Source organism: Prevotella multiformis DSM 16608 (assembly GCF_000191065.1).
Taxonomy (GTDB): Bacteria; Bacteroidota; Bacteroidia; order Bacteroidales; family Bacteroidaceae; genus Prevotella; species Prevotella multiformis.
The window spans coordinates 13,849-34,263 of record NZ_GL872284.1; the positions used below are offsets into that span (position 1 = coordinate 13,849).

25 protein-coding genes and 1 pseudogene are annotated in these 20,415 nt (G+C 47.8%); 7 read left to right on the forward strand and 19 right to left on the reverse strand.

Going from position 1 to position 20,415, the window contains the following annotated elements; genetic code table 11:
• Positions 1-3: 3 nt before the first annotated feature.
• From HMPREF9141_RS12065 to HMPREF9141_RS12105, 9 genes and pseudogenes are all read right to left on the reverse strand, one after another.
• Complete coding sequence (locus HMPREF9141_RS12065; protein WP_007369054.1) at positions 4-5,280, reverse strand: tape measure protein; 5,277 nt, start codon at positions 5,278-5,280, stop codon at positions 4-6.
• A 27-nt stretch (positions 5,281-5,307) separates the two neighbouring features.
• A complete protein-coding gene (locus tag HMPREF9141_RS12070; RefSeq protein WP_007369055.1) occupies positions 5,308-5,502 on the reverse strand; it encodes a hypothetical protein in 195 nt (64 codons plus the stop codon).
• 38 nt (positions 5,503-5,540) lie between these two features.
• On the reverse strand, positions 5,541-6,014 hold the full coding sequence (locus HMPREF9141_RS12075; protein WP_040555169.1) for a hypothetical protein: 474 nt from the start codon (positions 6,012-6,014) through the stop codon (positions 5,541-5,543).
• Positions 6,015-6,025: 11 nt separating this feature from the next.
• On the reverse strand, positions 6,026-6,499 hold the full coding sequence (locus HMPREF9141_RS12080) for a hypothetical protein (RefSeq protein WP_007369057.1): 474 nt from the start codon (positions 6,497-6,499) through the stop codon (positions 6,026-6,028).
• A 257-nt stretch (positions 6,500-6,756) separates the two neighbouring features.
• Complete coding sequence (locus tag HMPREF9141_RS12085; RefSeq protein ID WP_007369059.1) at positions 6,757-7,317, reverse strand: hypothetical protein; 561 nt, start codon at positions 7,315-7,317, stop codon at positions 6,757-6,759.
• 18 nt (positions 7,318-7,335) lie between these two features.
• Entirely contained in the window at positions 7,336-7,803 is a 468-nt protein-coding gene (locus HMPREF9141_RS12090; RefSeq protein ID WP_007369060.1) for an N-acetylmuramoyl-L-alanine amidase, read from the reverse strand.
• On the reverse strand, positions 7,803-8,000 hold the full coding sequence (locus tag HMPREF9141_RS12095) for a hypothetical protein (RefSeq protein WP_007369061.1): 198 nt from the start codon (positions 7,998-8,000) through the stop codon (positions 7,803-7,805). Before HMPREF9141_RS12095 ends, HMPREF9141_RS12090 begins: the two co-directional genes overlap by 1 nt.
• Positions 8,001-8,056: 56 nt before the next feature.
• Positions 8,057-8,989: pseudogene (locus HMPREF9141_RS13620) on the reverse strand (hypothetical protein); the annotation flags it as partial.
• A 35-nt stretch (positions 8,990-9,024) separates the two neighbouring features.
• Complete coding sequence (locus tag HMPREF9141_RS12105; RefSeq protein WP_007369063.1) at positions 9,025-10,071, reverse strand: head maturation protease, ClpP-related; 1,047 nt, start codon at positions 10,069-10,071, stop codon at positions 9,025-9,027.
• A 193-nt stretch (positions 10,072-10,264) separates the two neighbouring features.
• Here HMPREF9141_RS12105 and HMPREF9141_RS12110 point away from each other — a divergent pair, with 193 nt between their 5' ends.
• The 7 genes from HMPREF9141_RS12110 to HMPREF9141_RS12140 all read left to right on the forward strand — a co-directional run bounded on the left by HMPREF9141_RS12110 (position 10,265) and on the right by HMPREF9141_RS12140 (position 16,519).
• Entirely contained in the window at positions 10,265-10,711 is a 447-nt protein-coding gene (locus HMPREF9141_RS12110) for a helix-turn-helix domain-containing protein (protein WP_007369064.1), read from the forward strand.
• An 11-nt stretch (positions 10,712-10,722) separates the two neighbouring features.
• Positions 10,723-12,255: a hypothetical protein gene (locus tag HMPREF9141_RS12115; RefSeq protein WP_007369065.1), complete on the forward strand. Its 1,533-nt coding sequence runs from the start codon at positions 10,723-10,725 to the stop codon at positions 12,253-12,255.
• Positions 12,252-12,677 (forward strand): phage protein Gp36 family protein, encoded by a 426-nt coding sequence (locus HMPREF9141_RS12120; protein WP_007369066.1) that lies wholly within the window; start codon positions 12,252-12,254, stop codon positions 12,675-12,677. The genes HMPREF9141_RS12115 and HMPREF9141_RS12120 overlap by 4 nt, the downstream gene beginning before the upstream one ends.
• A gap of 2 nt (positions 12,678-12,679) precedes the next feature.
• The gene (locus HMPREF9141_RS12125; protein ID WP_007369067.1) at positions 12,680-14,017 is read left to right on the forward strand and encodes a phage portal protein family protein; all 1,338 of its coding nucleotides are present in this window, start codon (positions 12,680-12,682) and stop codon (positions 14,015-14,017) included.
• A 38-nt stretch (positions 14,018-14,055) separates the two neighbouring features.
• Positions 14,056-15,375: a phage minor head protein gene (locus tag HMPREF9141_RS12130; RefSeq protein ID WP_007369068.1), complete on the forward strand. Its 1,320-nt coding sequence runs from the start codon at positions 14,056-14,058 to the stop codon at positions 15,373-15,375.
• 91 nt (positions 15,376-15,466) lie between these two features.
• Complete coding sequence (locus tag HMPREF9141_RS12135; RefSeq protein WP_007369069.1) at positions 15,467-16,075, forward strand: phage virion morphogenesis family protein; 609 nt, start codon at positions 15,467-15,469, stop codon at positions 16,073-16,075.
• A 3-nt stretch (positions 16,076-16,078) separates the two neighbouring features.
• Complete coding sequence (locus HMPREF9141_RS12140) at positions 16,079-16,519, forward strand: hypothetical protein (RefSeq protein WP_007369070.1); 441 nt, start codon at positions 16,079-16,081, stop codon at positions 16,517-16,519.
• Between the two features lie 32 nt (positions 16,520-16,551).
• Here the strand turns inward: HMPREF9141_RS12140 and HMPREF9141_RS12145 are convergent, their stop codons facing one another.
• The 10 genes from HMPREF9141_RS12145 to HMPREF9141_RS12180 all read right to left on the reverse strand — a co-directional run bounded on the left by HMPREF9141_RS12145 (position 16,552) and on the right by HMPREF9141_RS12180 (position 20,401).
• Positions 16,552-16,818 (reverse strand): hypothetical protein, encoded by a 267-nt coding sequence (locus HMPREF9141_RS12145; RefSeq protein WP_007369071.1) that lies wholly within the window; start codon positions 16,816-16,818, stop codon positions 16,552-16,554.
• A 148-nt stretch (positions 16,819-16,966) separates the two neighbouring features.
• Positions 16,967-17,608, reverse strand: a complete 642-nt coding sequence (locus HMPREF9141_RS12150; RefSeq protein ID WP_040555173.1) for a DUF3164 family protein — start codon at positions 17,606-17,608, stop codon at positions 16,967-16,969.
• Positions 17,609-17,688: 80 nt separating this feature from the next.
• Positions 17,689-18,093, reverse strand: coding sequence for a hypothetical protein (locus HMPREF9141_RS12155; protein WP_007369073.1), 405 nt, complete (start codon positions 18,091-18,093; stop codon positions 17,689-17,691).
• 5 nt (positions 18,094-18,098) lie between these two features.
• Complete coding sequence (locus HMPREF9141_RS12160) at positions 18,099-18,362, reverse strand: hypothetical protein (protein WP_040555164.1); 264 nt, start codon at positions 18,360-18,362, stop codon at positions 18,099-18,101.
• Positions 18,350-18,619 (reverse strand): hypothetical protein, encoded by a 270-nt coding sequence (locus HMPREF9141_RS12165; RefSeq protein WP_007369075.1) that lies wholly within the window; start codon positions 18,617-18,619, stop codon positions 18,350-18,352. Before HMPREF9141_RS12165 ends, HMPREF9141_RS12160 begins: the two co-directional genes overlap by 13 nt.
• Before the next feature lie 6 nt (positions 18,620-18,625).
• Entirely contained in the window at positions 18,626-18,916 is a 291-nt protein-coding gene (locus HMPREF9141_RS12170) for a hypothetical protein (protein ID WP_007369076.1), read from the reverse strand.
• Positions 18,917-18,928: 12 nt separating this feature from the next.
• The gene (locus HMPREF9141_RS13480) at positions 18,929-19,117 is read right to left on the reverse strand and encodes a hypothetical protein (RefSeq protein WP_156792470.1); all 189 of its coding nucleotides are present in this window, start codon (positions 19,115-19,117) and stop codon (positions 18,929-18,931) included.
• Positions 19,114-19,368, reverse strand: a complete 255-nt coding sequence (locus HMPREF9141_RS12175) for a hypothetical protein (RefSeq protein WP_007369077.1) — start codon at positions 19,366-19,368, stop codon at positions 19,114-19,116. The genes HMPREF9141_RS13480 and HMPREF9141_RS12175 overlap by 4 nt, the downstream gene beginning before the upstream one ends.
• 11 nt (positions 19,369-19,379) lie before the next feature.
• Positions 19,380-19,631, reverse strand: coding sequence for a hypothetical protein (locus HMPREF9141_RS13485; RefSeq protein ID WP_007369078.1), 252 nt, complete (start codon positions 19,629-19,631; stop codon positions 19,380-19,382).
• Between the two features lie 17 nt (positions 19,632-19,648).
• The gene (locus HMPREF9141_RS12180) at positions 19,649-20,401 is read right to left on the reverse strand and encodes a DNA repair protein RadA family protein (RefSeq protein ID WP_007369079.1); all 753 of its coding nucleotides are present in this window, start codon (positions 20,399-20,401) and stop codon (positions 19,649-19,651) included.
• Between the last annotated feature and the right edge of the window lie 14 nt (positions 20,402-20,415).

Genomic DNA, 20,415 nt, shown 5'->3' on the forward strand with positions numbered 1-20,415 from the left:
ATCTTATCTCATTTTTATTCCGTCACGCTTCATAGCTCTTATATCTTCAGATATCTCCTTCAGATGTTTACAGTAGGAAGTATTCTCGACAAGCTCAGCTAATCTGTCAGAGGCTTCCGACCATCTGTCAGCTATCTTGCCCAGTATCTCGTCCATACTTGCCCAGTGCAGCTGACCGCTTGTGAAGAGTCCCTCCAGCTTTGTGCCCTGATCCTGCGTCATTGTCTCAAAGGCTCCGCTACGCCCGGACTGCTGTGTTCCTTCTGTCGGATCTATTCCTGCAGCCTTATAGGCGGCATCCCTTTCTGCCTGCATTTCATTGACAATCTTCGTATAGAGACTTCTAAGGCTCTCGGCTTCACTTTTTGAAAGGCCGTCCTTCATTGCATCGGCAAAACCGTTATACCATTCCCTGAGACGTTCGCCGTACTTTTCCGACTGCATCCAGTTCAGAATAGCGTTCTCGAACATCTCATCGACATTCTTCAATATCTCACGATTGCTGTTCTTCACATCCTTCACAAGTGCTACCAGCGAGTTCCGTGCAGAGTCGAAGGTTATGTCTGTCAGCTTCTCACGATAGGAGTCCTCTATCTTTTCAAGCTGTTTCCAGTAACCGATGTAATCGTCCATGAACTGTGCTGCGTCCCTGTATCCGTCGTTAGCAAGGTCCTTGATATGCGTGTATTCACTTGTCAGCTTGGTTGCAATTTCATACATCTCCTTGCTTGACAGCTTCCACAAGTCTCCGGCACCACGTATATTTTTCCCCAGCAGCTGGCTTATCGCATCCCATTCGTGACCGCTCATTCCCTTGTTGATTTTGTAATCAGAGCTATGGTGCCCGTTCGTATATGCCTTGTACCAGTTTCCCCTTGTGAATGCAGCGCCTGCACGCTCCATACTCTCACGCGTATTGCGTTCAAGTTCCATTATATTCCGCTTCTGCTGCTCGTATAATGACCCGGCATCGCTCATCTTGGATTTACCCAGCTCATCGGTCAGGTTGTCGATAGCCTGCTTCAGGTCAGCATTGCTCTGGGTCAGTCTCTCAAGGTCACGCTCAAGGTTCCTGTCACTGTCACCATCACCCAACCAGGCTGTCAGTTTGCTGAATCCTCCGAACGTTACAGTATCAAGGATATGATCGAGATGCGTCATCAGATTTCCAAGAGGCTTCGTAATGATGTCACCGCTGAAGACATCATCCAGAATCTTCTCAACAGCCCCCAGGATTGTATCCTGAAGACCTGTGACAATACCGCTGATACCATTCTGTGCTATAGCATCGAATATGCCAAGTACTGCACTGATGACCTCTCCCATCAGCCCGGTATCACCGAGTGCGACAGACAGTGCCTTAGCTGCTGCGCTGTCCTTTCCGAACAGAGACTGAAAACCGGCTGCAAGTGCATTACCAGCGGTCCTGGTAAACTCGCCTCCTCCGAAGAGTTTGTCCAGCTGCATAAGGGAGCTTCCCAACCCCTTGAGTGTACCGCTGGTCAGACCGTTCACGGCACTTTCCAGTCCCTCAAACATTCCCTTTGCACTGGCGGCACTTGCCTTGAGATTCTCGGTTGCCTCGTTAGCAGCCTGACTGTGTTCTTTCACAAGCTCACTTGCAGCTCTCTGTTCTGCTACCAGTCGGTCTACCTCGTTTTGCCATTCTGTCATTGCGTCCAGATTACCTTCAGCCTGTGCCAGCTCAAGATTCTCCTGCGCAGCTCTCAGCCCGTCAGCAGTCTCTTCATAGACACGCCGCTCGGTTTCCTGTGCAGCAATCAGCTTCTCCATCGCAGCCTGGTATGTCTTCATATCATCACTGACCTTACGGAATATCTCACCATCCCAGACGGCAGAACTCTGTTCAAGACGGTGTATAAGGTCAAATACTACAGACTGGTCCTGAATGCTGCTGCTCTTGAACTCCTTGCTTTCTGTTATCTTACGCAGCTTGCTGAGAAGAGGTGTCAGTTCCGACTTGAATATAGCACCGAACTCACCGAATGCGCTGCCCCAGTCGATGCTCTGTTTAATGGCATCAACATCGACCTTGCCCTGTGCGGAATTACGTTCAGCAAGCAGTTTCTGCCGTTCCCCTTCACTGGTTGCCTTCCTTATCTTTTCAGCATATTCCTCAGCAATAGCTAATTTCTGCTGGTTAAAAGTACCGTACTCCTTGAGATAGTCTCTCATCGCCTGGCGGTCGACTGAGAACACATCAGAACGCTTCCTCAAGAAATCCTGCTTCGCCGCTTCTTCCTGCGCCTTCCTGTTTTTCTTCTCAGCCTTCGTGTAGGCAAAACGGGTATCTGCCGGGTTAGCGTGGAAAACCTTGTCCTTATTCGCAGGATTTGCCTCCCACACCTTTCTGGCTGCCTCGATCTTGCTTTTCTTCAGATCTTCATACTCACGTGTGATTTTTTCCTTTTCCTTGTCAAAGTCGAGCTGTAACTGTGCAAGGGTCTTTTTTGACCCCTCCTGCATAGCATCAAGCTGTGCCTGGCGTGTCTCCAGCTCCATATCTCTCAGTGCACGTTTGCGGTCTTCCTTCTGCTCTTCTACCAGTTCCTGGTAACGTGCCTGCCGCCTGGCTATCTCTTCCTTGGAGAGTTCCTTTTTCTTTTTCTTCTTCTTTTTCTTCTTGCTGCCATTGAAAACGGTTTCAGCGTATTTGCTCTTATGACCCGCAAGCTGGGCAGTCAATGTTCCAACCTGACTGTTATATTCATTCCAGGCCTTTGAACCGTAAATTTCACCGTCACGTTTCTTTTTCAGTTCCTGAAGACGCTTTTCCAGATCTGAGTCTGAACCGGATGTCAGAGTCTTTGACATTAGCTTATTGATGTCTATAAGCAGACCCTTCAGTTCCAGCAGGCGTGAGTTGTCTGTCTCAACCTTTACTTCCTTAGAGTTAATCTTGTCTATTTCTGCCTGGACACTCTGCAGCTTCTGTACCAGCTGCTCATAGTTCATCTGGGCTATAGCCTCATTGGTCGTGTCCTTCGTATTGACAGTAGCGCTTGCAATTCCCTCCAGCTGCGCCTTGGTACGCTCCAGCTCATTGTATGAGTTTCTGAATCCCTGTGCGGAAGTATTCACATATTCATAAAGGCTATCGTGGAAGGCTTCAATCTCCCGGTCGGTAACACCCAGGGAACGCAGGATTTCCTCTATAGTACCAACCTCTGCCTCTACAGCTTTCACACCCTCTGCCTGTGACCTTGCAAATGCCTCTGAAATGTCTGCGGCATGACTCATCACTTCAGTGGAAATCATATTCCAGGTTGCAGATGTCACCTGCCGCAGCTTTTCGCTGGAGACATCCACGGTCTTATAGACCATCATGGAAACGCCTTCCGGAGTTGTCTCCATGACTTCACGTATATCCTTGTAGGTAGCTTCCTTAGCTTTATCCAAGAGGCTGTCCATTGCATCCTTTTCAGACTTCATGGCATCCTCATTTGCCTTTGCGGCAGCTTCTGCAAGGGTTTTCTCCGCAGCCTGCTGACGGATAGCTTCTGTCAGCTCCTCGTACTTCTGTTTCTGCTCATCCAGCGTATCATTGAGTGAAAGCTGCCGTACGTTGTATTCCTTGGCAACAGAATTGATGCCGTCAAGAGCTGCCTGGTAACTCTTTGAGCCTTTTCTTACATTAACGAGAGTTGCATAATATGTTTCCAGCTGCGACTGTTCCTCCATGACTTTCTCACGGAAACGGACAGTGGCATCTGCAGCCTTTTCTGTTTCAGACGAGAACATTGACAGAAGACCTATGACGGAAGTTATTGCAACCAGTGCGATACCGAACGGATTGGACATGAACGCAGTCTTCAGACCCTGCATGGCAGAGGTGGCCATACGGGTAGCTGCCGCCCACAATCCAGTTGCACGGGTGTTGGCATTCCTCTGGACAGTGTCAACCTGTGTCTGAAAGGTAGACAGTCTGGTAGCCGCTGTTTCTCTCGCAGTTGCTGCAGCGGCTACGTTCGTACGTGCAGCCTGAAGGTTACGTGCAGCCGAGTTAGCCTCGGAAGCTGCTGTGTTCAGTGCTATATCAGCTGCCTCAATTGCTTCCCCTGAACCCGTTCGCAAGACAGCTTCATATTGTTCCTGTGCAGCAGCAACTGCTTCATTCGCATCATCAACCTGCACCGCTGCGTATGCAGCCAGACTGGTAGCTTCATTATAATTTGCTTCTGCAGTTGCCAGTTTAGCCCGTAATTCATTTTCAATAGCAGCGACCTCTGCATCAATGGCAGACTTGTTCTCGAGCTTGGCAGCTGTGTTTGCCTTCGTTGCTGCCGTATCAGCATTGACGGCATCAGGCTCAAGCGTACGTTTGTACTGGTCGATGAGTCCCTTCAGTTCATTTACACGGTCTGATTCAATGGAGGCTTTCTGGTTGCTTATCATATTCTGCAGAGCCTGCACAGCCATCAACGCACCCTTGTATTCGCCGTACGCTGCTACTACAGTGAAGATAGCCTTGCCCAGCTTGTCATAATTCCTGACGGCTGCCGTAGTGAGTTCTATGCCCTTCATGATGAATCCCTCACCACTCTCGCCCATTTCGTTGAAAGCATCCTGCCATGCACCTTCAAGATTGCTTACGGCACCCTTCATACCTTCGCTCTGCTTTTCGAGCATGCCGTGGAACTTGCCACCCGCACTTGCTGCAGTTGCGAAAGCGTCGGCAACCATATCAACGCTGATTTTCCCGTCTGTCATTTCCTGCTTCAGGACACTCATGCTCTTGCCCGTTTTCTCGGACATAACGACAAGAGGATTGAAGCCGGCATTGATCATCTGCAGGAGGTCCTGCCCCATCAGCTTACCTGTAGAACTCATCTGTGCGAAGGCAAGCACGAGGGAATTGAACTTCTGTGAGTCTCCCATTGAAATGTCGCCAATCTGACGGAGGATTGGCATCACCTTCTCTGCCTCGGTGTTGAAACCCAGCAATGTCTGCGCACCCTTGGCAAGATCATTCATCATCATAGGTGTGGTGGCGGCAAACTCCCTGATGTCACCGAACAGCTTGTCACCCTTTGACTTTCCTGCCAATGTTTCAAAGGATATCTGAAGGCTTTCTATTTCGCCTCGCACATCAATTATTTTCTTGATGTACTCTGCGCTCTTGTCGACGGCAAACAGACCACCGACAGTGTTGCGCAGTCCACGAAGCCGGTTGTCAAGCACATCCGCCTCACCACCGATCTCCTGCATCCCCTGTCTCAGGTTGCCTTTCATCAGAAACTCAATTTCAACAGACTTCATATCCTTTGAACATCAATTAATAGGGATTCAGTCAGACTGGAGATTGCTCTGGAAAAAGCCTAACACGTCATCCGTGTTGTTTTCTCCCGCCTTTTCATTATCCACTTGTTTTTTCTTAGTGTAATGCGGCGCATCGGCAAGCATCATCATCAAGGTCTGGTAATTCACCCCGTTGAGGATGTACTCCTTGCTCCATCCTGTAGCATTGGCGATCTGCCACACCAGACCAAAGGGGCTATGGCTTCCTTCATAATGAGAACTTAACTCCCCTTCGTTTTTTGGCTCAGTCTCAGTTTCAGAGGGTTCGTCATCTCTGCTGATCTGATAATATTCGTAAAACTTTCCGTGCCCAGCAGCAGGACGAACTTCATCATTGCTACCTGCAGATAGAGGTTGTCTACCCAATGGCGCAACATCCACGACACCAGCCACACCGGCTTCCACCACTTCCCGCACATCGTCAGAGCTACCATTTCTGCTATGGTCCTGCCGTGCTCTGCAACGAACTGCATCTGCTCGTCCTTGTCAAATGCTTCCAGCTCAGCATAGGATACGTCCAAACTCAGATAAAGACGTGCTATCTTGATCTGAGTGCTCAGTCTCGGACGGTGCATTGACATCCTGAACATCAGAGGCTTCTTGAAGAAGGGAAGGCGGACAGGTTTCAGAGGCACCGAAACCCCTATGTCAAGCAGGGCTTCCGATGCCTCCTGTTGGATTCTTCTCTCATCCATGACCACGCCCATCAGCCCGCATCAATATCACAGATCTCGTAAGGAGCACTTCCGTCAGCAGGCTTCAGCACCTTCAGCTCGCAGGCAATCTTGGAAACCTCCGTAAGCGTCAGCTTACCGTCAAGGTGGGACAGCAGCACTGCATTGGGAATCTTGATTCGCTTGCCGCTCGGCGTGTCAATGACACATTCGCCGCGCAGCTGCAGCAGGGTTGTCGGTGCTTTCCAACCGGTTGCGGTTGCAGTACCGCCAAGCATAGCTGCGAGGTTCTCGTAGTTCAGCTGGATCATATTGAACTTCGGAGCAATAGTGCCGTTCTTCTGTACCAGTGTGAGAACTGGTGCATCCGGTACCTGCTCGGCATCAACATCAACACTTTCCGGTGCAGAACCGCCCCATTCGAAGCTGTCCTTTTCGATGTAGCCGACTGTCTTGCTCATGAAGGTCATCTTGCTGAGACCATACATGAAATCTTTATTTACCATATAAAAATCGTTTAAAAAATAAAATAACTGCCTTAATCTTCGATAATATAAATCCCGTCACAATACCTGTCAGAAACCATTTGAACGCCGTCAGAACATTGGCAAGAGAGAATGTTCTTTCCGTCTTCCCATACTGAGAGCTGCTCTTCTGTGTCTGACGGGCAAGCCGCTTTTTGAGAACGCTGACCGTCTTTGTCAGATTAGCACACACGAGCTCCAGACTGTCACAGCTTGCTTCTATTATGACCTGTCCTGGTTCACCTGCGGCTGGAGGCTTTCGTCGTACTTTCAGATTCGCCTGTCCCTGACGCGCCGAGTATCCTGCGCCGGGAGGCAGCCGGCTCAACGAGTCCAGCCTGAGCGTCAGGCTCACTGCCGACATCGGTACCTTCAGCGGCAGCATCTGTGTCTCGCTGATGATTACCGACTCGCTGTCTGCCGATTCGTCCATACTTAGTGCGCTGTGCTTTTCGACCGTCAGTTTCTTCGTCGAGCGACAGCTCGCTGCTGACAGGACAAGCAGCGCGATGAGGGCAAAGCTGGATAGCCTCGACAGCACGCGAGAGACGGTTGAGAGCCCGGCGTGTCTTGTCACTCTCGTTTCGTAGTCCTTCGATTTTTTCATAATTCATTCTGTTTTGTTTCTGAAGCCCTACAAGCTCTGCCGACACCATGTCATACATCTGCTTGTAGGTGTCTTCTACTTTCTTCTTTTCCTCTACCGTACGCAGACGGCGGTTGGCAATCCAGGCAATGGCAGCACCAATACCACCAGACGGCACTGCCCATTGCAGAATCTGAAATATTGTCTCTGCCATTGTCTTGTTGTCTTGAAGTTATTGCCGGATACCTATCTCACGTAACCATGCCGGAACGTCAAAGCTCGGGCAGGCCTTGCCCGGATTGAGCTGATGATGGCCGACAATACGTATCTGTGGAAAACGGCGGTGGAAATCCTGCACATAGCGTTTCAGTGCTTCACGCTGCGCTGCCGTCCGGGTATCCTTCGGCTTCATAGTCTTGTCGCAGCCGCCCACATACACGATGTGCCGGCTGATGCTGTTGAAACCTGCCGCGCCGTTGGTAACCTCCCATGGATCTACATTGGCATCCTCATTGTTGTCGACCAACCGCTCTACACGCCCGTCCAAGTGCACCATATCCGTGTAACCCACCTGCTTCCAGCCACGCCCGCCCTGACTTACAGGATTCGTATGCCACGCACGTATTTCCTTAGAGCTCAGCTCACGACCTTCGGGGGTGGCGGTGCAGTGGATTACAAGGTACTTCATAGGATTACTCATTAACCCTGTGGAAGTTCTGGTTCAGCATATTCTGCCAAGCCCCGTCCGACAACATCCTGGGCACGCTCTTCGTCGAACTCCAGCACCGTACCAGCCTCATAACGGACTGACAAGTCAAACTTGTCGAGGAAGTCTTCTGTCACCTTGATAGAAACCATCTTAACTTCTTTCTCTCCTGTCTTAATCTTCTTTTCCATTTTATTGTTTTTAATGATTATACTATGCGCCGAACCATCGTCTATCCGCGAGGGGTAAACTTCGGTATCTTACGCTTGTCAAGCACAACGAACTCCTCGCCGAAAGCGATGTTGGTATCAGCCTTCATCAGCATCTTGAAGAAGTAGAGCTCACTCATGTTGCTCACCCTGTCAATCTTGATGACATGCTCGTCGTCCTGCAGGTTCACTGCTGCAAACAGATTGGATGTCATTGCATCAGGACTACAGAGCGTCGCAACAATGAGGTCATCCGGCCACGCAGCGATGGTCTCAATCCTGATGTCCTTGTAACGCTTGATGTTACGTGTCGTCTCGTCGAGGTTCTTGTACTCACGGGCGGTCAGCTCGTCGTCATACCTGTCGAAGTCGCTCACGCTCATCAGAATGCGCAGGTTCGGATTCTCACGGATAGCAACAGGAATTGACTTACGCACGGCAGCAAGACGGTCAAGCATCTTGGCAGAGTCACTCTTTGCAACGATCACGTCCGTATCCTTTGCTGCCTGTGTCAGAATTCCGTTGAACAGGTGGTCATCATCGCTGCCTGCCTCGCCATTGACATAGTGTCCGCCAAGCTCGAACTGTACCTGTTTGGAAAGTGCATCAAGCAGCTGATTCTGAATCTGTGGAGGAAGTTCTGCAAAGACAAGGTCGCCCTTAGGCTGGAAAGGCCTCCAGACCTGCTCAAAGGTACGTGGATTGAAGACCGTAAAGGCCATGAAGTCTACAGGATTAAGCTCCTTTTCCGAGTAATCGAATCCACCCTTGCTGTCACTTACCTGAGGGTCTTCCTTCTGTTTCTGCAGCATCTTGCTTGTGCGCAGGCGTGGAATTGAAATCTTCTTGGACACGTTTGGAATCACGTGAATGAGACCCTTGTTCACAATCTCATTGTTGGTTGTCGCTACGGTAAGGAGCTGCTCGAGCACCTCACCATTGTAGTTTGTATTCTTAATCGTTATCGCCATAGTAGGGTATATTATACTGTTTGTTAGTTGTTGACTTACTTGCCGTGGTACTGGTCACGGATCTCACGCTGCCGTCTCTCCCAAGGACTCTCTTCTGCCGTCTGATTCCCCGGAAAAACATCCCTGACCATCTTCTTGGTCGGTAATGAAGCGAGAGCCTTCTTGCCATCATCGGGGTGTTCCTTCAGCAGGTTCTCATAGACAGGGCGTGTCTCGGCATTGATACGTCCGTCCTGTTCAGCTGCATCGAGCAGGGTCTTGCGTGCTGCAGCTGCTTCCTCTTCAACGGCATCCCTGAAACTCTTGAGCTGGGCCTTGAGGGAACTGTTTTCGGACTCAAGGTCGTTTACCTTGTCAGCCTTCGCTTCAATCTGGGCAAGACGTGCAAGCACCTCTGCATCTGTCACACAGTCATTGAACTGCGGGCGTTTCTTCAATTCTTCTAAATTCATATCTAAACTGTTTTGAGGCTCATTGAGCCGGTTATTGAATATTGCATAGATCTGCTCTGGTGTGCTTTCTTCTGGTACAGGGTCAGCATCATAGATGCCGTCGATGAAGCCGGAAATCTTTGCTTCCTCTGCTGTCAGCCAGTGGTCTGTTCCATCAAAATAGGATGACTTGATTTCAGCCTTATCCTTGCCCAACTTGTCCGCATACATATCACAGAGTGTGTCTTCAAGACTTTCCATCTGTGAGATCATGTCTTTCATGTCCCTGGTGTTGCCGTAGCATCCGCCACTGACGCTATGCAGCATCAGGCGTGCATAGCGGCTCATATATACAGGCTTTCCGCACAAGGCTATCACGCTTGCCATGGAAGCAGCGACACCATCAACATAGATGGTTATGTTGGCCTTGCTTGCTCTCAGGGCATTGAAGATGGCAATACCTGTATAGACCTCGCCACCTATGCTGTTGATACGAACATCTATGTTCTTATAGGTTGCCTCAGCTGCCATCAGCTCACGTGTTATCTGGGCACTGGTAATCGTACCATAGCTGTCTCCTATGTCACCATAGAGGAGGATGCAGCAGGTGTCTTCACCTGGAATGATATTAAAGAATGTCTTTGCCTTCATTTTCTTTACTTGAATTACTGCCGATCATTGCGGATTACGGTGCAAAGGTGAAATATTTTCCGCATCCATGCAAACTCATATTTTATCATACAAACTTTATAATCAGATTGTTAACCTACAAAGTTGCATCATACGGAAACCATTTGCATGCGTCATTAAAAGGCTGCACCTTTGCACTATAATTTGGTGAAAGATGGCAAAAGAATTAAGCAACACGCAGAAAAAAGAGTGGGCAAAGACGCTCTATCTGAAAGAGAACCTTACACAGCAGGAAATAGCTGACCGTGTGGGGGTATCACGCATCACGGTCAACCGGTGGATAGCTGAAGGGAAATGGGAGGAGCAGAAGGTCGGGCTCACACTCACCCGTGAAGAGCAGGTGTCCAACCTCTACCGGCAGGTAGCAGAGATAAACAGGAAGATTGCAGAGAAGCCGGAGGGCGAACGCTTCGCAAGTACGACAGAGGCGGACATACTCGGCAAGCTGTCTGCTGCAATTCGCAAGATGGAGACAGACGTCGGTATTGCTGACATTATAAGCGTGCAGACCAAGTTCATTGAGTTCCTGCGGCCTGTAGACCTTGACAAGGCTAAGGAACTTACACAGCTGTCTGACGCATTCATAAAATCACTCTTATAGTCATAGAAAGAATGAAACTGGTTGATAGAAATGCACTTCTTGATTGGGAGAAGTTCTTACAGGATATTATGCGCTCAACTCCAGTTGACAAGGATATGAGTGTCGCTGAGCGTGAAAAGCATCGTATATATCTTGAAGCTCACCCGATTGAGTGGATTAAGTTTTTCTTTCCAAGTTATGCGAAGTATGAGTTCGCAGACTTTCAGAAAAGAGCTATTCGTCGTATCATTGCACACGACGAATGGTACGAAGTGCTGTCCTGGTCTCGTGAGCTGGCGAAGTCTACCATCACGATGTTCATCGTAATGTATCTCTCACTGACAGGAAAAAAGCGCAACATAATTCTTACCTCCAACAGCAAGGACAACGCCATACGCCTGCTCGACCCTTACAGAGCGAATCTGGAGGCCAATGGGCGTATCATTGCCTATTACGGAAAACAGAAATCAATAGGGGCGTGGACTGAAGACGAGTTCATAACCAAGGGCGGTGTCGCCTTCCGTGCCATCGGTGCAGGGCAGTCTCCTCGTGGTTCACGTAACGAGGCCATCCGCCCGGACGTGCTGCTTGTAGATGACTTCGACACAGACGAGGATACAAAAAATCCTGACATCATCCAGAAGCGTTGGGAATGGTGGGAACAGGCTCTTTACCCGACACGCTCAACATCAGAACCTACACTGATTGTCTTCTGCGGAAACATAATCGCCAAGGACTGCTGCGTCACACGTGCTGGAGAGATTGCAGACCACTGGGACATTATCAATATCCGCGACAAAAACGGCAAAAGTACATGGCCGCAGAAGAACACAGAAGAGCATATCGACCGCACACTCTCAAAAATCTCCACGCTCTCACAGCAGCACGAGTACTTCAACAATCCGATTTCTGAAGGTGAGATATTCAAGCAGGTTGTCTACGGCAAGGTTCCGGCACTTTCCAAGTTCAAGTTCCTCGTTATCTACGGAGACCCTGCACCTGGAGAAAGCCGTGGAAAGAAAGGCAAGTCTTTCAAGGCCGTTATGCTCCTTGGAAAGAGAGACGGAAAACTCTACGTAATTAAGGCACGCCTTGCACAGGCTCTCAATGCCGAGTTCATCGACTGGTATGTGCAGCTGCTTGAATATGTTGCAGGGCGCAGCACCGTCTACTGCTGGATGGAGAACAACAAGCTGCAGGACCCTTTCTTCCAGCAGGTGTTCCGTCCATTGGTACGAAAGGTGCGGAAAGACAAGAATATCACCTTGTACATTCAAGGAGACGAGGAAAAGAAGACTGACAAGGCCACACGTATCGAGGCGAACCTTGAGCCTATGAATCGTGAAGGAAACCTGATTCTCAATGTGGAAGAGCAGGACAATCCGCACATGAAGGAACTCGAGGACCAGTTCAAGCTCTTCACCCTTTCAATGAAGTATCCTGCCGACGGTCCTGATGCCGTGGAGGGTGGAAACAGGAAGATAGACCAGACTGCACAGCGTGCAGACCGGCCGCTCACACAGTCAAGAAGAAGTGTAAGAAACAAAAACAAATTCAGGATATGAGCCAGTTTATAGACATCAGGGATTATGATGCAAGTGTGCACAGAGAGATACTCGATGCACTTGTCAGGGACGACGAATCGCTCGTAGAGATTTGCGAAGACAGAGCCATTGCCGAAATGCGAAGCTATCTTAACAAACGATACGACTGTAATATGATATTCTCAGAAACAGGTGACAAGCGCAATCAGCTAATTCTGATGATGGTGATAGACATTGCCGTGTACCACATCTTCTGCATCCACAACCCCATGAAGCTCTCCCAAGTACGTAAGGACAGATATGAAAGAGCTGTTGAATGGATGAAAGCCGTTGCAGAAGGGCAGATCTCTATAGACGGGGCACCGCTCCTTCCGGAAGAAGAGAGAGCAGCAAAGGCGTCACTGATGTTCAGAAGTAACAGGAAACGGATAAACAGATTATAGATATGAGCAAGAAAAGCAAAAGAATAACTGTCAGTGGAAATATACCACGGCAGAATCAGAGGCAGCCTGCTGTTATCAGGCTGACCCAGCCTAAACGCTTCAGCATAGACACCTCAGACTTCATGAGTGCCGTCCGTGCTGCAGAGAATGTCGACTATACACAGCGGTCTAAGCTCTATGACCTTTATACGGATATTATGCTTGACGCACACCTGTCAAGTGTAATTGACAAGCGTAAGAATGCCGTATTGTGTTCAAGTGTCGAGTTCCAGCGTAACGGAAAGCCTGACGATGCCATCAATGAGCAGATACTTTCACCGTGGTTCTACCGATGTGTATCGGATATACTTGATGCACGTTTCTGGGGATTCTCCCTGCTTCAGTTCTACAGGAACGGCGAATGGATAGACTACGACCTCGTTCCACGCAAGCACGTGGAACCGGTCCGCAGGCTAATCCTTGGCAGGCAGACGGACATCCAAGGTATGTCCTGGGATGAATTCTCCGACCTTCTGTTCATTGGCCGAGACACCGACCTTGGATTACTTGCAAAGGCTGCACCGTGGGTCATATACAAGCGCAATACGACCGCTGACTGGGCACAGTTCTCAGAAGTCTTCGGCATGCCCATTCAGGAGTATATCTACGATACTGACGACGAGGATGCCCGTGAACGTGCTCTGCAGGATGCAAACTCTATCGGTTCTCTTGCTACTTTCATTCACGGCAAGGACACGGAGCTGCAGCTACGTGAAGCCGGGAACAAGACCGGCTCTGCAGATGTCTACGAGCGGCTTGTAGAGCGCTGTAACAGCGAAATCTCAAAGCTCATACTTGGTAACACCCTGACCACCGAATCATCTGATAAAGGCACGCAGGCACTCGGCACCGTCCATAGGAAGGTGGAGGAGAACGTTGCCAAGGCTGACAGGGAATATGTCCTCAAGGTGCTGAACTATGATATGACAGACATCTTCGCCCACATGGGCATCAACACCGCCGGCGGGAAGTTCTGCTTCCCGGAGAAGAAAGACATTGACCCTAACACTGAGATGAGTGTTCTTACGCAGCTGCACACGACCTTCTCTCTTCCTATTGATGATGATTACCTCTATGAGAAATTCGGTATCGAGAAACCGAAGGACTATGACCGGCAGAAGCAACAACAGGTGGAGGAGAAAAAAGCACGTGAGGAAAAACTAAAGCAGCAGACAGAGGAAGAAGACCCTGACGGCACTACGCAAACATCAAAAGGCAAAGGTCAAATCTCAAGGTTCAAGAACCGCCTGCACTCTTTTTTCGTGAAAGCCCCGGAGGACGGGGCTCGTTTAGACTGGTAGTCAACAACACCTACTTCGATACAGATGATGCGCCTTCTATGGATATTCAGATAAGTGAGGCTGTTTTGAGAAAGGCACTTGAGAATATCTACAACAAGAAGTTCAATGTGAAGACTGACATAGAACCATATCTCTATGAAGCTGTACGGGACATCTTCAACCAGGCTACAGACGAGACTTTTGTTTCTTCCGACCATGACAATGAACTCAGAAAGCAGCTCAGACACAGCAACGAGGTGTTCTCGGCATTCAAGGTGCACCGTGCGCAGAATGATATGGCTGCACGACTGCTGGATTCAAATGGTAATTTAAAGCCGTTCAATCAGTGGTTGAATGATGTCCTGCCAATTGCCTCTCATCAGTGTGGTTCTTGGTTCAAGACAGAATATGACACGGCGGTGCTCCGTGCGCATCAAGCAGCAGACTGGCAGCAGTTCCGCCGTGAGCAGGATGTGCTGCCTAACCTCAAGTGGATGCCGTCGACGAGCCTGCACCCGGGAGAAGACCACCGCCAGTACTGGGGCACGATACGCCCGGTCAACGATGAATTCTGGAACGAGCACAGACCGGGCGACCGCTGGAACTGCAAGTGCACCCTGTCGAGTACTGACGAGGCTGTGACACCTGTACCTGTAGATGATGTACACTCTGAACCGCAGCCGGGGCTGAAAGGGAATCCAGGCACAACGGGTGAGACGTTCTCTGATGATCATCCATATTTCCCAAAGTCATGTAATGATTGCGCATTCTATAATCCTAAGTTTAAGGATAGACTAAAAAGTTTGTTTACAAACAGGCTAAAGGACTGCTATCATTGTCCGTATGTAGATGGCTGTATTGATAGAAGTAATAAAGATGGCTTTAAATTAACCCATAAATATAAAAATGGTGGTGCACTTTATATTCATGCAGACACAGAAAAGAAAAAAGGGGATTACAAGGCTATCGTAAAAATAGCAAACGATTTTGCTAAAGAAGGTAAGATTGTCAGGGTCACGCCACGAGTGCATTATAAGTCTGACAGTTATGCAAAAATATATGGTAAACTTATAGGAACACGATACGAAAAGAAATGCCCAGACTTTGAAGTAGATGGAAAATTCTATGAGTATGAAGGCTTTATAAAACCATGGAGTAAGAAAAAAGTGGGACGCATGTTATCACATGGTATAGAACAATCATCTCGTATAGTAATCAATAATACAAAAGGCTGTTCTGACCGCTTCATAAGAAAGCAAATTATGGCAAGGAAGCATTTGGACGAACATGCAATAAAAGAAGTTTGGATTTATGAGAAAGGGAAAACAAGACTATTCTATAAAGACGGGAAGTTCTATAAAAACAACGGAGGAAAATAATTTCCTCCGCGATGCAACGTGCCGTAGCACATGCTAACTTCTTGATGAAGCTGCTGCAAATATACAACTTATAAACGAATAAAACAAGCAAATGGAGATAAAAGTTTTCTCGGAGCTCATAAAAAGTCAAAGCAGGGAACTTGACAGGCTTATGAGACGGCAATTACCAATCAAGGTCGGAAGGATGGCAAAAGACCATTATCAGGAGAACTTCCGTAAAGGAGGATTCGTCAACGGTGGTCTGCAGAAGTGGCCTGTGACAAAGCGGCAGCTGTCCGGCTCCACGAGGGCAGCAGCCTCGTATGGTCCTTTGCTGTCAGGACGAAACCATCTTTTCTCGTCCATTAAGTATATGCCGGGCGACTATCGTGTGACGGTATCAAATGACCTTCCGTATGCAGCCATACACAACCAGGGAGGGACTGTCAGCACAGCCGTAACACCCAAGATGCGACGTTTTGCCTGGTATATGTACTATAACACTTCAGGAAGGTCGCCAAAGGGACAAAAAGGGAAGAAGAAAAGCCCGGCACAGTCAGCTTCACCACAGGCTGAGTTCTGGCGTAACCTTGCACTCACCCGGAAGCAGAAACTGACTGTGAAAATACCCAAACGTCAGTTCATAGGTAAAAGTGAGGAGCTGACGAAGAGTATCAATGAGAAAATAGAACAGGAAATTACAAACATCTTAGGATTATAGAATATGGAAGCAATTATTACATCTATCCTCAATCTCATTAGCAATGAGATACCTGAACTTTCATTAGTAGACGAGGACTACGGACAGCTTGAAACAGCAGAGGACACTTACCCAGTGACCTTTCCGTGTGCTCTCATAGGTAATATGGAGGCTGACTGGGAAGAAATAGGCTTAGGCATACAAAAGGGCGTGGTAACGCTTACAGCACGGCTTGCTATCGACTGTTACGACGACACACACATCGGCTCTGGAACTACAGAAAAAACGGAAGAACGCTTACGGCTGGCAAACCGCCTGTACACTGTATTGCAGTGTTCACGTCACTGTGAGAACATGGGACCGTTGTATCGCACGAAAACAAGATTCTATTCGCTCCCAGGTATGATTAAGGTCTATGAGTACATCTTCCAGTTTGAATTGCACGACGGTTCTGCTGCAGAATAAATGATAAAAGGTAGAAGAGTTCCTTCTACCTTTTATTTCTGAAACAGCTCTAACTGACGTGCTGTCAACCTTGGCATTCTGACCTTGGGAACAGGACGCACCTGAATATCTTTTATCTCATGGCACTTGCGGCGTATAATGCTCATGATGCGTTCCTCACTGATAAAGAACTCCTGCTTCGACAAAATACACAGCGCATCATCAAAGCGGAGGCGTTTTTCCTCCGTCCAATAATAGTAGCGTCGGCACAAAGCCTCGTCACGCAGTTCTATCAGCTTTTTATCCCTTCCTTTACTCATATCTGCAAAATTAACAAATAATCATCTTATTTGCAAGTATTTACACCTTTTTATCTGCTTACTACAAATAAAAACCGCCAAAATGTGTGTTCGTACACATTAATGGGCGGTTTTATTCTTAAACAGGAGTTAGTTAATGATTTTTATCTTATAACCTACAGAAGCTTGGTTCTACACGTTCCCAGACATTGGTCTTTGGGTTCTTCTGATAGAAGTAGTAGTTGATAGCGTTCTTCTGGACCACATTCGCCTCCTTGAAAAGTGTCATAATCTCTGAATACTCACTATCGAACTTATCCTCCAACTCATACAGCTTAGAGATGCTCTTGTAGTCGAGGTCACCAGCCTTATTGCGTTCAAGCAGCGTCATTGCCATCTGATACATTGGATCGTCCGAACCTCTCTCGCTCTGTTCCATATAACGCTTGAGGTAGTCGATTAGACGCTCTGCTGCAAGGTCTGCACGCTCGTCAAAGCCTTTCACCTTATTACTTGAGATTTCAAGGCGAAAATCGCCGTCAGTAATCGTGTAGCTTCGCTGGTCATTCTTACGAACCTGACCATAGTCACGCATCACACTTACGAAGCTCTCAACTTCACCCTGCAACCAGTCGTGGAATCCACGCACGTCAGTCACAACACGTGTCAGGCGTTGCCACACATCGTGCATCATCTCAGCACGTAACCCCTCGTAGGTCTCACGCCGCTCGATGCGGTTCTTCTTCTCCTCGTTCTGTAACTCGGCGAGCAGCTTTGCCCGCTCCTCCTTACTCATGTCTTTAATGTTCATCATATCTGTTAATGTTTGGTTGAATTGTTTACGAGCTTACATGTGAACAGGTTAATTGTAATGATAACTTGTCAACCTGCTTACTCGTCTTCATTTTTACTTTTTCTAATGATAATTCTTATCTTAGCATTCAGTGCGTTGAGCTCATCCACATCCAACGCCCTGAAAGGTTTACCTGCTATACGTGGGTCTTGGCAGAAGGCATTCACACGATTCCAGTCTGTTGTATCAATTCCATATATCTGCAGCTGGTGCAGAACTCCGCTGCGTGCCTTTCGTAGGATGTCATGCTGCCTGCGTCGACGCTCGTCATAGCCTGTAACTTCCTCCATCTGCCTGCACATCGAGTCATATTCTTTTGCCGACATCTGATGAAGGTGTACTGTTCTGTTTTGTGTAAACTGATAGACCAGCGTTTCCTTGTCAGCACCAGGCATCTTCTTTAGCAGTGTGTAAAAACGTGTGTAATTAAATTCTTTTTTCATAATTCCTATTTTAGATCCGCATTGAGTAAGAAATCAACTGGTATAGACATGAGTTTAATATCCTTTTTTACCTGATCTGGATTAATATTGTATTTTTCGAAGTTTATCTGAGGTTTGAGAAACTCCCAACACTTCTTTCTGATTTCCGAAAGAGTATATGCTTCTTTTCCATAAACCAAAAGTCCCTCCAATAATATCTTATTAAATCCTTCTGGTTTAATCATGACAGTAACACGATAATATCGTGGTCCAATATTTACTTTTCCCATAGCTTTTCCTCCTTCCAATCTTTGTAATTTTGCCTTGCGTGAGATACCACCTCTGGAAGGGTCTCGTTCAGATCGTATACTGCAAGCAGTGGCACGCCGTTCATGCTCACAAACAATTCGCCATTAAACTCCATTACCTGCACAGCTTCACGTGCCTCTGCATCGAGGCGTGCCTGTCGTTTGTTCTGCATTCTGTCGGCACGTTCCTCATGCCATGTCTGCAATCTCTTCTTGAGCTTGTCTAAAAATGTTGCCATAATCTTTTATTTTTGAATGTAATACGTTTGGATTAATTTTCCGTTCCGCTTGATGAGCAGCTGTCTCTGACCGTCTTCACTGATCAGGTCGGTGCCGATCTCACTTCTTACAGTTATGTCTTTGCGGATATACAGCTTATGGACAAACCAGTCTACAAAGTCTTTCAGCTTTTGCCACTCTTCTTCAGTATCCTCAATTCCTCGTAAAGAGTAGATGTTACTGATAGCCAGCTGAAGCCTTAGCAGCCACTCCGGCTTGTCATTCGGAATTGTTGATTTGTACCTTAGAATTCCCATAATTTGCTCATGTTATACATAATAAAACTCCCGATGCAACACCAATACAGGTTCTCCAACTCCCATTACCCATACTCCACGTTTATCGTCCTTGCCAGCTGGTGGGTCGATAACCACATGCTCACTTCCAGAAGTTATATTTCCAAAAATCCGCCCAACGCCTTCACAACGAGTGATTCTTATTCTTTTCTTCTCTTTCATTTTCTTTCCTCCATATTATGATTTTCATTTGCTTTCCACTCAACTTTTATCACTGCATCAAGTTTACCGCTACCTTGACATACCGGGCAGTCTTTTTTGTATGGCTCTTGATACCTGTCCTCCTGCCAGTGATAGCCGTTACCTTGACAGTACGGACATTTGAAATGTTTACTTTCTATGACTTCCGTCATTCGACCACCCGGACTAAGTCTCCCTGGTGTAATCTCTATCATTCGCAGTTCCTTGCTCATACTAAATCCGATTAAAGAAAAAACATTGTACCCATATTCTGCAACACACAGAACAACAGACCATCATCTCCATCTTGTGGCTGGAGACCAAGCGACTCTGCTGTTCCATAAGTAGTAACAGTACCATATTTCCCTATCATAAAGAATCCACCACTGACAGGATGACACCGCTCCACATTAATGGAAGAATGAACTGTGTGGTCACTAAAAACTACTGGCTGTTTCAACCCAGTTTTATCATCTTCAAAAATTACATATTTCATATTCTTTTAATTAAATATTATTCTTGCTTAGGACTTTCGCCCCAGTATATATCTGCTCGCTCTTTCCATATTGTATAATAGCCCTTGTTTCCGAAGTACCGTCCCTTACTGATTGCTCGAAACCCACTGACAAATATCTTCAGGCTCGCATCATACATCACGCTTACAGCAGTACGTCCTGCAGGTTTATTCCCATCAGCCTGACTGACGAAGATGAGCAGCTTGTTGGCATGTCGCTCTTTGAATGCTTCGTACTCTGCGAAACTCATGTGCGTATATTGAAAACTGTCTATCACAACGATGTCTGGGCTCTTGTGCTTGCCAAGGCGTGCCGATAGCTGTTCCATGTTCTCGCGATCGAGCAGTACGAACCGTCGTGCAACGTCCTGCATGCCTGCCGTCATAAAGGCATTCTTCATTGTCAGCGAAGCTCCTTCCTCCAGACTGTCGTATGCAACACGACCGAAGCGGGAGAGTTCCTTACAAAGCTGCAATAAGAAACTCGTCTTGCCGTTACCGCTGTTGCCCCACACGAACCACACGCCATTCTTCTCGGGATGACCGAAGGCTTCCTTCCATTCTCCTTCAAAAGGATAAGTCTCTTTCTTCATGCGCATCACGTCACTCACACTCAGTGCACGACGGAGCACAGGATGGTCCCGCCGCCACAGCGACTTCTCGAGCTCCTTTATTTTATCGCGAAGCTCAGCATTGGTAGCAGTGAGTTCAGCTATCACCTGAGCTGCATCTTTTATCACTTTAGTCATCATTCTTAGGACTGAGG